Genomic DNA, 9,423 nt, shown 5'->3' with positions numbered 1-9,423 from the left:
CCCCCCCCTCCCTCCCCCCCCTCTCCCTCCGCTCCCCCCCCCCTCTTTCCCCCCCCCCCCCCCCCTCCCCCCCCCCCCCCCCCCAACGCCGTCAAGGGAGCGGTGGCATCCCACTGAGGGGTGCCCGCGCAGGAGTGTTATTGGGTTAGCTTTGGGGTGTAAGCATCCGCCGATAAAGCGTTTCCAGGTAGTCCGGGGCGGCATCGAAGGGATCTTCGTCGCCCATCAGAAGCCGCACTTGGGCGTCGAAGTCGGCATAATGCTGCGTCAGTGACCAGATCGAGAACAGCAGGTGCTTGGGATGCGCATGATTGATGCGACCGTCGTCCATCCAGCTTTGCAGCAACGCGGTCTTCTCCTCCACCAGATCCTTCAACTCGCCCGCGATGACCCCATGCAGGCGCGGCGCTCCTTGCACGATCTCATTTGCATAAAGGCGGCTTTCCCGCGGAAAATCGCGGCTCATCTGAAGTTTGCGCTGAACATAGGCGAGGATTTCCTCAAGCGGGTCACCGTCTGCATCCAGACGCCGCAGCGGATCCAGCCAGCTGTCCATCAGCCCGGCCATCAACTCGTTGAAAATGGCTTCCTTGGAGGGAAAGTAATACAGAAGGTTCGGCTTGGAGAGCCCCGCCGCCTTGGCGATCTGATCGACGGTCGATCCACGAAAGCCGCTGCGTGAGAACACATCCAGGGCGGCTTCGAGAATGGTCGCTCGATTCTTTCGCTGAATCCGGGTCGGCGCGCGGGGTGCGGGCATGGTCGTCCTCGTCTGTTGTCGCCGTCCCAGTGTGCGACTGCACGATTCAACGCCTGTTTTTTGGGGGCAGCGCGGTTTTTTCCGGGGCTATGCGTCAATTTCTTGACTGATACCCGTCCCGTGATAGCGTGAGTTTGACCAGTTGGTCAAATCAATGACCGGAACAAAATCCGGTCCGGCACAGGCTGGCACGCAAGTGACCAGCGCCGCGAAGCCACCGAACTCGGAACCATAATCCGAGGCGAGCCTGCAACGACAGGCCCACAGGGAAGGAAGCTCGTGATGACGTCGCTAGGACAAAATCTGAAGATCAATGGCGACAGGCTGTGGGACAGTCTGATGGAGATGGCCAAAATTGGTCCCGGTGTGGCGGGCGGAAACAACCGTCAGACGCTGACCGATGCCGATGCCGAGGGCCGCGCCCTGTTCCAGAAATGGTGCGAGGAGGCGGGGTGCTCCATGGGCTTGGATCAGATGGGTAACATGTTCGCGCGGCGCGACGGAACGGACCCGGATGCGCTGCCGGTCTACGTCGGATCGCACCTCGATACCCAGCCGACGGGTGGCAAATATGACGGTGTCCTGGGCGTCTTGGGCGGGCTGGAACTGATCCGCTCGCTCAATGACATGAACATCAAGACGAAGCATCCGATCGTGGTGACCAATTTCACCAACGAGGAGGGGACACGTTTTGCGCCTGCCATGCTGTCCTCGGGGGTGTTCGCGGGCGTGCACACGCAGGACTGGGCCTACGACCGGGAGGATGCCGAAGGCAAGAAATTCGGCGATGAGCTGAAGCGCATTGGCTGGCGCGGTGAGGAGGAAACCGGGGCCCGCAAGATGCATGCCTTTTTCGAGTTGCACATCGAGCAGGGACCGATCCTGGAGGCGGAAGGCAAGGACATTGGTGTCGTCACCCATGGCCAAGGGCTGAGCTGGACGCAGGTGACGATTACCGGAAAGGATGCCCATACGGGGTCGACCCCGATGCCGATGCGGCGGAATGCCGGTTTGGCAATGGCGCGGATTCTGGAGGAAGTTGACAAGATCGCGTGGTCGCATGCGCCACATGCGGTGGGGGCGGCTGGTCACATCGATGTCTACCCGAATTCGCGGAACGTGATCCCGGGCAAGGTCGTCTTTACGGTCGACTTCCGCAGCCCGGAACTGGACGTGATCACCGATATGGAGAACCGGTTGCGCGAGAAAGGCACCGAGATCGCAGAGGCGATGGGGGTGGAAATCGGCTTTGAAAAGGTCGGTGGATTTGACCCGGTCGCCTTTGATGAGGGCTGCGTCAGTGCGGTGCGCAATGCGGCGCAGCGGCTGGGCTATTCGCATCTCGATATCATTTCCGGTGCGGGCCATGACGCCTGCTGGATCAACCGGGTCGCCCCAACCGCGATGGTGATGTGCCCCTGTGTGGATGGCCTCAGCCACAATGAGGCGGAGGAAATCAGCAAGGAGTGGGCTGAGGCCGGTGCCAACGTGCTGTTCCACGCGGTGGTCGAGACGGCGCAGATTGTTGAATAGGGGGCGCTGCCCCCGCGGCCCGTTGGGCCGCTCCCCCGGAGTATTTCGGGAAAGATGAAAAAATGCCGCGCCAGACGGCGGAAGAGATAAGGAAAGCGCGAGAAGCGCTCCGTTCCAGGGAGATTAAATCATGAGCACAGTCATCCGAAACGGCACCATCGTGACGGCGGACCTGACCTACAAGGCCGATGTTCTGATCGAGAACGGTGTCATTACCCAGATCGGACCGAACCTGAAAGGGGACGAGGAGCTGGATGCCACCGGCTGTTACGTGATGCCGGGCGGGATCGATCCGCATACCCATCTGGAGATGCCCTTCATGGGCACTTACAGCTCGGATGATTTCGAGAGCGGCACCCGGGCGGGGCTTGCGGGTGGGACGACCATGGTGGTGGACTTTGCGTTGCCCAATCCGGGCGAAAGCCTGCTGGACGCGCTGAAGCGCTGGGACAACAAGTCGACCCGCGCCAACTGCGACTATTCCTTTCACATGGCGGTCACCTGGTGGGGTGAGCAGGTCTTTGACGACATGAAGACCGTGATCGAGGAGCGCGGCATCAACACCTTCAAGCATTTCATGGCCTACAAGGGCGCGTTGATGGTCAATGATGACGAGCTTTATGCGTCGTTCCAGCGTCTGGCGGAGCTGGGCGGCATAGCCATGGTACATGCCGAGAACGGCGATGTGGTGGCTGAGCTGTCGGCCAAGCTGTTGGCGGCCGGCAACACCGGCCCCGAGGCGCATGCCTATTCCCGCCCGCCGCAGGTGGAAGGCGAGGCGACCAACCGCGCGATCATGATCGCGGATATGGCTGGCGTGCCGCTGTATGTGGTGCATACTTCCTGCGAGGACAGCCACGAGGCCATCCGCCGCGCCCGCATGCAGGGGAAACGGGTCTGGGGCGAGCCGCTGATCCAGCATCTGACGCTGGATGAGAGCGAGTATTTCAACAAGGACTGGGATCACGCCGCCCGCCGGGTGATGTCGCCGCCGTTCCGCAACAAGCAGCATCAGGACTCCTTGTGGGCCGGTCTGCAGTCGGGCTCCTTGTCGGTGGTGGCCACGGACCACTGCGCCTTCACGACCGAGCAGAAGCGCTATGGCGTCGGCGACTTCACCAAGATCCCGAATGGCACCGGCGGGCTGGAGGACCGGATGCCGATGCTGTGGACCCATGGCGTGGAGACCGGGCGTCTTACGCCGAATGAATTTGTCGCCGTGACCTCGACCAATATCGCCAAGATCCTGAACTGCTATCCCAAGAAGGGTGCAGTTCTGGTCGGCGCGGATGCCGACCTGGTGGTCTGGGATCCGGCCAAGACCAAGACCATCTCTGCCGCCAGCCAGCAGTCTGCGATCGACTACAACGTGTTCGAGGGCCAGAAGGTCAAAGGCCTGCCGCGCTATACGCTGACCCGCGGCCAGGTGGCGGTCGACGACGGCGAGATCAAGTGCCAGGAGGGCCATGGCAAGTTTGTCGCCCGCGAGGCCAACACCACGGTGAACAAGGCGCTATCGACCTGGAAGGAACTGACAGCGCCGCGCCCGGTAGAGCGTAGCGGCATTCCGGCGACAGGCGTGTAATTCAGGAACGGGCTGCCCTTCGGGGCGGCCCGTTTTCCTTTTGGAACTCAAGGCGAAGAAATGAATATGGAAACTCCACCCGAGGCCCTCCGGCCCGCAAGTGCCGCCCCCGATGCCAGCCTTGGCGCGCCAGTGATCGCCGCGCGCAACCTGGACCTGACGTTCGGATCGGGCGAAGGCGCGGTGCATGCGCTGAAAGATGTGAGCCTGGACATCAACAAAGGTGACTTTGTCTCCTTCATCGGGCCGTCAGGCTGCGGCAAGACCACCTTTCTGCGCTGTATCGCGGCGCTGGAAACCCCGACAGGTGGCTCGCTGACCGTCAATGGCATGACGCCGGATGAGGCGCGGCGCAATCGCGCCTATGGTTATGTGTTCCAGGCCGCGGGGCTGTACCCTTGGCGGACGATTTCCAAGAACATCAAGCTGCCGCTTGAGATCATGGGATACTCCAAGGCTGAGCAGGAAAAGCGCGTGAAAGACGTGCTGGAACTGGTTGAATTGTCAGGCTTTGGCGGCAAGTTTCCCTGGCAGCTGTCCGGCGGAATGCAGCAGCGGGCCAGCATTGCGCGGGCGCTTGCATTCGACGCCGATATCCTGCTGATGGATGAGCCCTTCGGGGCGCTGGACGAGATCGTGCGCGATCACTTGAACGAGCAGCTCTTGAAGCTCTGGGCGCGCACCAACAAGACCATCGGCTTCGTCACCCACTCGATCCCCGAGGCGGTGTATCTTTCGACCAAGATCGTCGTCATGTCGCCGCGGCCCGGCCGCATCCACGACGTGATCGACAGCACCCTGCCCAAAGAGCGCCCGCTGGACATCCGCGACAGTCCGGAGTTCATCGAGATTGCCCACCGGGTGCGCGAAGGCCTGCGGGCGGGGCATGCCGATGACTGAACTTGGAATCTCCGGCCGCTCCGCGTTTGCCGCCGACGGGCTGCGGGGGGCGTGGGCATGAAGACGTTTTTTGCCGTTCTGACCGTGCTCGCCGCGATCATTGCGCTGTGGTACGCGGCCTGCGTACCAATGAACATCAAGGGCGTGCTGGACCAGGCCGAACGCGCGGGGGCCGAGGTGACGCCCGCAACCCCCAAGGCGCGCCGCGATCTGGGCACGCTGGGGCTGGTGGCGAACAACAGCTTTGCCATCGGGGATACCTGGGTGCAGGAACGCCCGCGCCTGCCTGCGCCGCACCAGGTGGTGGTTGAGCTGTGGCAGACCACGGTCGAGAAGAAGATCACCTCGAAACGCAGCCTGATCTACCACGGGCAGGTGACGTTGTCGGCGACGCTTCTTGGTTTTGCCATTGGTACGGGCCTCGGGATCCTGCTGGCGGTGGGGATCGTGCACAGCCGCGTGATGGACATGTCGGTGATGCCCTGGGCGATTGTCAGCCAAACCATCCCCATCATCGCACTGGCGCCGATGATTATCGTGGTGCTCTATTCCATCGGCGTGCAGGGGATCATCCCAAAGGCGGTGATCTCAGCCTATCTCAGCTTCTTTCCGGTGGTCGTCGGCATGGTCAAGGGGCTGCGCGCGCCGGACGCGATGCAGCTGGACCTGTTGAAAACCTATAACGCCAGCACTGCGCAAGGGTTCTGGAAACTGCGACTGCCGTCATCGATGCCCTATCTGTTTGCGTCGCTCAAGATCGGCATCGCAGCGTCCTTGGTGGGGGCCATCGTGGGCGAGCTGCCGACTGGCGCGGTGTCTGGTCTGGGCGCGCGGCTGCTGGCAGGCAGCTATTACGGGCAGACCGTGCAGATCTGGTCGGCGCTGTTTGCGGCGGCGATCCTGGCGGCGCTGCTGGTGGCGCTTTTGGGGCTGATTGAACGGCTGGTTCTGAAACGCATGGGGGTCAGCGCATGATCGACCATTTAATTGAGGGCTTCGCCCTCGCCGCTGCGCGACCCACCCAGGGGTATCTCGGCAAGAGGCAGAAAGGCGGTGCGCCATGGTGATGGTCGTGCTTGCGGTGGTGGTGTGGTGTCTCGGCTGGTGGCTGAACGCGCGTTTGGCAACCAGTCCGGCAGCGCAGACCCGAACAGTGCAGCTGCTGGTGCCGGCGATCTTTGGCATGACAGTTCTGCTGGTCTGGGAGCTGTTGGTGCGCGGGCTGGCGGTGTCCCTGGTGATCCTGCCGGCGCCTTCGGTGATTGCAGCGCGCTTTGCCGACAGCCTGCCGATCCTGTGGCAGGACTTCGTGCAGACCATCCTGAAGGGCGCGCTGGGGGGGTATGTGATCGGCTGCGCGGCAGCCTTCCTGACCGCAATCCTGGTGGACCGCAGTGATTTTCTGCGCCGCGGGCTGCTGCCCGTGGGCAACTTCGTGGCCGCGCTGCCCATCGTCGGCACCGCGCCGATCCTGGTGATGTGGTTCGGCTTTGACTGGCAGTCCAAGGCTGCGGTCGTCGTGGTGATGGTGTTCTTTCCGATGCTGGTGAACACCGTGGCGGGCTTGCGCGAAACCACGGCCATCCAGCGCGATCTGATGCAGACCTACGCGGCAAGCTATTGGCAGGCTTTCTTCAAGCTGCGGCTTCCCGCGGCGTTGCCGTTTGTCTTCAACGGGCTGAAGATCTCGACCACCCTCGCGCTGATCGGCGCGATTGTGGCAGAGTTCTTCGGCTCACCCACCGTAGGCATGGGGTTTCGCATATCCACCAGCGTCGGTCAGCTGGCACTGGACATGGTCTGGGCGGAAATCGTGGTAGCGGCGCTGGCAGGCTCGGCCTTTTACGGGCTGGTTGCGCTGATCGAGAAGACCCTGACCTTCTGGCACCCGTCGCAGCGCAGCTGAGGCCGGGCAGGGAAGGACCAACAACAAGAATAAACAGAAGTCAAAAACAACCAACTGGGAGACTATGCGATGAAAAATATCATGACAGCGGCGGCCTTGGCTTTGGCGGCTGGCTCCGCGGTGCAGGCCGCGGATGATGTGACCCTGCAGCTGAAGTGGGTGACCCAGGCGCAGTTCGCCGGCTACTACGTGGCACAGGACAAGGGGTTCTACGAGGAAGAAGACCTCAATGTCACCATTCTGCCCGGCGGCCCCGACATTGCCCCGACCCAGGTGATCGCAGGCGGCGGTGCCGATGTCACTGTGGAATGGATGCCTGCCGCCCTCGCGGCACGCGAAAAGGGCTTGCCGCTGGTCAACATCGCCCAGCCCTTCAAGTCCTCCGGGATGATGCTGACATGTTGGAAGGACACCGGCATTTCCGAGCCCGCGGACCTGGCCAACCGTACCTTGGGCGTGTGGTTCTTCGGCAATGAATTCCCATTCATGAGCTGGATGAGCCAGCTGGGCATTTCCACGGAAGGCAAAAGCGAAAATGGTGTCGAGGTCTTGAAACAAGGTTTCAACGTGGACCCGTTGTTGCAGCGACAGGCCGACTGCATCTCGACCATGACCTACAATGAATATTGGCAGGTCATCGACGCGGGTGTCTCCGAGGATGAGCTGATCACCTTCAAATACGAGGATCAGGGCGTCGCAACGCTGGAGGATGGTCTCTATGTGCTGGAGGACAAGCTGGAGGACCCTGAATTCGTCGACAAGATGCAGCGTTTCGTGCGGGCCTCCATGAAGGGTTGGAAATACGCTGAAGAGAACCCGGATGAAGCGGCAGAAATCGTGCTGGACAACGATGCTTCGGGCGCCCAGACGGAAACCCATCAGCAACGCATGATGCGTGAGATTGCCAAGTTGACGTCCGGAAGCGACGGCGCACTTGATCCCGCAGATTACCAGCGCACGGTGGACACGCTGCTGACCGGCGGTTCGTCGCCCGTCATTACCAAGGAGCCGGAAGGTGCCTGGACCCATGTGATTACCGACGCAGCCTTGAAATAGGCTGCAGGCGTTCGCTGCGTTGTCGCGTGCAGTACACTGCTGCGACCCGCAGCGTCAGCGTAGCCACACCCGCCGTGTCAGATGATGCGGCGGGTTTTGTAATTCCATCGTGAAGTTAAAGGGGCGATAAAACAGAGGAATTTCCCACATACAAGTTTGCGGTGTGGATAAATGTGTTAATATACATCCTATGGGAGAAATGCGCGCCTATATCTCGGAAGGGCAAGCATGGGCTGGCAGTCCACCTCAGAAGTTGTGCCTGTGCGCCTCGTCGGATGTGGATGGCTGTTGCAAGCGTGATGCCGTTCAGGGCCGTCCTGCCTTGCGGTCTCTGATCAAGCGCAGCTGCGACCTCCCTTTGATTTCCCAATGCGATGCGGCCTACCTGCGCAAGCAGGAGACGGGACGCGCGCAGATCTTGCTGCTGTTCGAAGTCGAGCCGATGGTGCCAGAGATGAGCGGCCCTCTGCAGGGGGATGTTTGTCCGGTGGCGGTCTGCTGCCTCGAGAATATAACGCACCCGGATCTGCTGCACGCCTTGGCAGGCGGGTTCGACATGATTTTCCTTCAGACCATTGGTCGCCATGGTCTTCGTGACCAGTTGCGGGAGGTCGAGTTGGCTTGCAGATTGGGCGCTGCCGATCGGATCAAGCTGTTCAACACCTCCAGGGAGTTGCTGCAAGGGTTGTCGCAAGGGGTTGAGTGGCACGCGCCTGTCGACCCCAGAGTGTTGGCCGTGGGCAGCCGTCGTGATTCAGCCCGGGCCAGTGCTGCGGCGCTTCTGCCCCTGGAGCGGAAGCTGGTGCCGTTGCCTGACCAATCGCCCTACGGGGCGGTCGTGCTGGATCGCGACCTGTGCAACAGCTGCAGCAGCTGCGTCTGGGTATGCCCTTCAGACGCGTTGAGCCTGTCGGAAAACGGCTGCGAATTGAACCTTGTTGAAACAAACTGCGTTCAATGCGGATTGTGTGTTTCGATATGTCCGCAACGCGCTCTGGGGTTGGCGCCACAGATGGACTTGTCCGCGGGCGCGGTTCTTCCGTTGCGACTTGCGCCTGCTTCGCCCCGTTCCGTTTCTCCAGCGGAGACGCGGAGGCAGAACGTGTCCTGACCGCAAATGCATCCCCATGCTGCCAGGCGGACAATTCGCGAACTATTGCCTCGACGTGTCTCAGCTTTGCTGCAGGAAGCCGCCGTATTGACCACGTTTGAACATCAGCCCTTTGCCGGGGCGGGTGGTCACATTGTCGACCTGGCCCAGAATGATGCTGTGATCGCCTGCTGGATGGGTCGCGTAATGGCGGCAATCGAACCGCGCTAGAACGCCCTCCAGGGCGGGGGCGCCATTTGCATTGGGCGTCCAGGAGAAGGGGGAAAAATCCTCACCATGGGCGGCAAAATGTTTCGCCATCAGCAGCTGGTCTTCCGCCATTACGTGAATGGCAAAATGCTGTGCGGCGACGAAAGTGTCGTGGCGCAGCGAGCTGCGGGCGGGGCACCACAGCAGCAGCGGAGGATCCAGCGAAACGGAGGTGAAGCTGTTGACGGTGATTGCAAGTGGTCCGTTGGGGGTCATGGTCGTGACGACGGTCACGCCGGTGCCAAAGCAGCCGAGCGCATCGCGGTAGGCCCGGACCATGTCCGGACCGGGAATAAAGCTGGTGTCGGCCATGTCCTGCGCCT

At 61.6% G+C, this 9,423-nt stretch carries 9 protein-coding genes; 7 read left to right on the top strand and 2 right to left on the bottom strand.

All coding sequences use genetic code 11. The annotated features are described in order from the left end of the window. Positions 1–145 precede the first annotated feature (145 nt). Positions 146–760: a TetR family transcriptional regulator C-terminal domain-containing protein gene (locus tag AB9K35_RS12375; protein ID WP_369926467.1), complete on the bottom strand. Its 615-nt coding sequence runs from the start codon at positions 758–760 to the stop codon at positions 146–148. 282 nt (positions 761–1,042) lie between these two features. Here AB9K35_RS12375 and AB9K35_RS12370 point away from each other — a divergent pair, with 282 nt between their 5' ends. From AB9K35_RS12370 to AB9K35_RS12340, 7 genes are all read left to right on the top strand, one after another. Beyond that, positions 1,043–2,293, top strand: coding sequence for a Zn-dependent hydrolase (locus AB9K35_RS12370; protein ID WP_369926465.1), 1,251 nt, complete (start codon positions 1,043–1,045; stop codon positions 2,291–2,293). A gap of 130 nt (positions 2,294–2,423) precedes the next feature. Next, on the top strand, positions 2,424–3,878 hold the full coding sequence (hydA, locus tag AB9K35_RS12365) for a dihydropyrimidinase (protein ID WP_369926463.1): 1,455 nt from the start codon (positions 2,424–2,426) through the stop codon (positions 3,876–3,878). Between the two features lie 60 nt (positions 3,879–3,938). Then, positions 3,939–4,778, top strand: coding sequence for an ABC transporter ATP-binding protein (locus AB9K35_RS12360; RefSeq protein ID WP_369926461.1), 840 nt, complete (start codon positions 3,939–3,941; stop codon positions 4,776–4,778). 57 nt (positions 4,779–4,835) lie between these two features. Further along, positions 4,836–5,753, top strand: coding sequence for an ABC transporter permease (locus AB9K35_RS12355; protein WP_369926460.1), 918 nt, complete (start codon positions 4,836–4,838; stop codon positions 5,751–5,753). Between the two features lie 85 nt (positions 5,754–5,838). Beyond that, the gene (locus AB9K35_RS12350) at positions 5,839–6,684 is read left to right on the top strand and encodes an ABC transporter permease (RefSeq protein ID WP_369926458.1); all 846 of its coding nucleotides are present in this window, start codon (positions 5,839–5,841) and stop codon (positions 6,682–6,684) included. A gap of 69 nt (positions 6,685–6,753) precedes the next feature. Further along, positions 6,754–7,740, top strand: coding sequence for an ABC transporter substrate-binding protein (locus AB9K35_RS12345; RefSeq protein ID WP_369926457.1), 987 nt, complete (start codon positions 6,754–6,756; stop codon positions 7,738–7,740). Positions 7,741–8,062: 322 nt separating this feature from the next. Continuing rightward, entirely contained in the window at positions 8,063–8,851 is a 789-nt protein-coding gene (locus tag AB9K35_RS12340) for a 4Fe-4S dicluster domain-containing protein (RefSeq protein WP_369926455.1), read from the top strand. 60 nt (positions 8,852–8,911) lie between these two features. On the opposite strand, the gene AB9K35_RS12335 is transcribed toward AB9K35_RS12340, so the two are convergent. Then, positions 8,912–9,412, bottom strand: coding sequence for a flavin reductase family protein (locus tag AB9K35_RS12335; protein ID WP_369926453.1), 501 nt, complete (start codon positions 9,410–9,412; stop codon positions 8,912–8,914). Positions 9,413–9,423 lie beyond the last annotated feature (11 nt).

The organism is Leisingera sp. XS_AS12 (genome assembly GCF_041224635.1).
GTDB lineage: Bacteria > Pseudomonadota > Alphaproteobacteria > Rhodobacterales > Rhodobacteraceae > Leisingera.
This window is presented reverse-complemented; position numbering and strand designations above follow the sequence as displayed.

Excerpts from the sequence above, each read along its gene's own strand:
- AB9K35_RS12375 (WP_369926467.1), bottom strand. The coding sequence starts at position 760 with ATGCCCGCACCCCGCGCGCCGACCCGGATTCAGCGAAAGAATCGAGCG.
- AB9K35_RS12370 (WP_369926465.1), top strand. The coding sequence starts at position 1,043 with ATGACGTCGCTAGGACAAAATCTGAAGATCAATGGCGACAGGCTGTGG.
- hydA (WP_369926463.1), top strand. The coding sequence starts at position 2,424 with ATGAGCACAGTCATCCGAAACGGCACCATCGTGACGGCGGACCTGACC.
- AB9K35_RS12360 (WP_369926461.1), top strand. The coding sequence starts at position 3,939 with ATGAATATGGAAACTCCACCCGAGGCCCTCCGGCCCGCAAGTGCCGCC.
- AB9K35_RS12355 (WP_369926460.1), top strand. The coding sequence starts at position 4,836 with ATGAAGACGTTTTTTGCCGTTCTGACCGTGCTCGCCGCGATCATTGCG.
- AB9K35_RS12350 (WP_369926458.1), top strand. The coding sequence starts at position 5,839 with ATGGTGATGGTCGTGCTTGCGGTGGTGGTGTGGTGTCTCGGCTGGTGG.
- AB9K35_RS12345 (WP_369926457.1), top strand. The coding sequence starts at position 6,754 with ATGAAAAATATCATGACAGCGGCGGCCTTGGCTTTGGCGGCTGGCTCC.
- AB9K35_RS12335 (WP_369926453.1), bottom strand. The coding sequence starts at position 9,412 with ATGGCCGACACCAGCTTTATTCCCGGTCCGGACATGGTCCGGGCCTAC.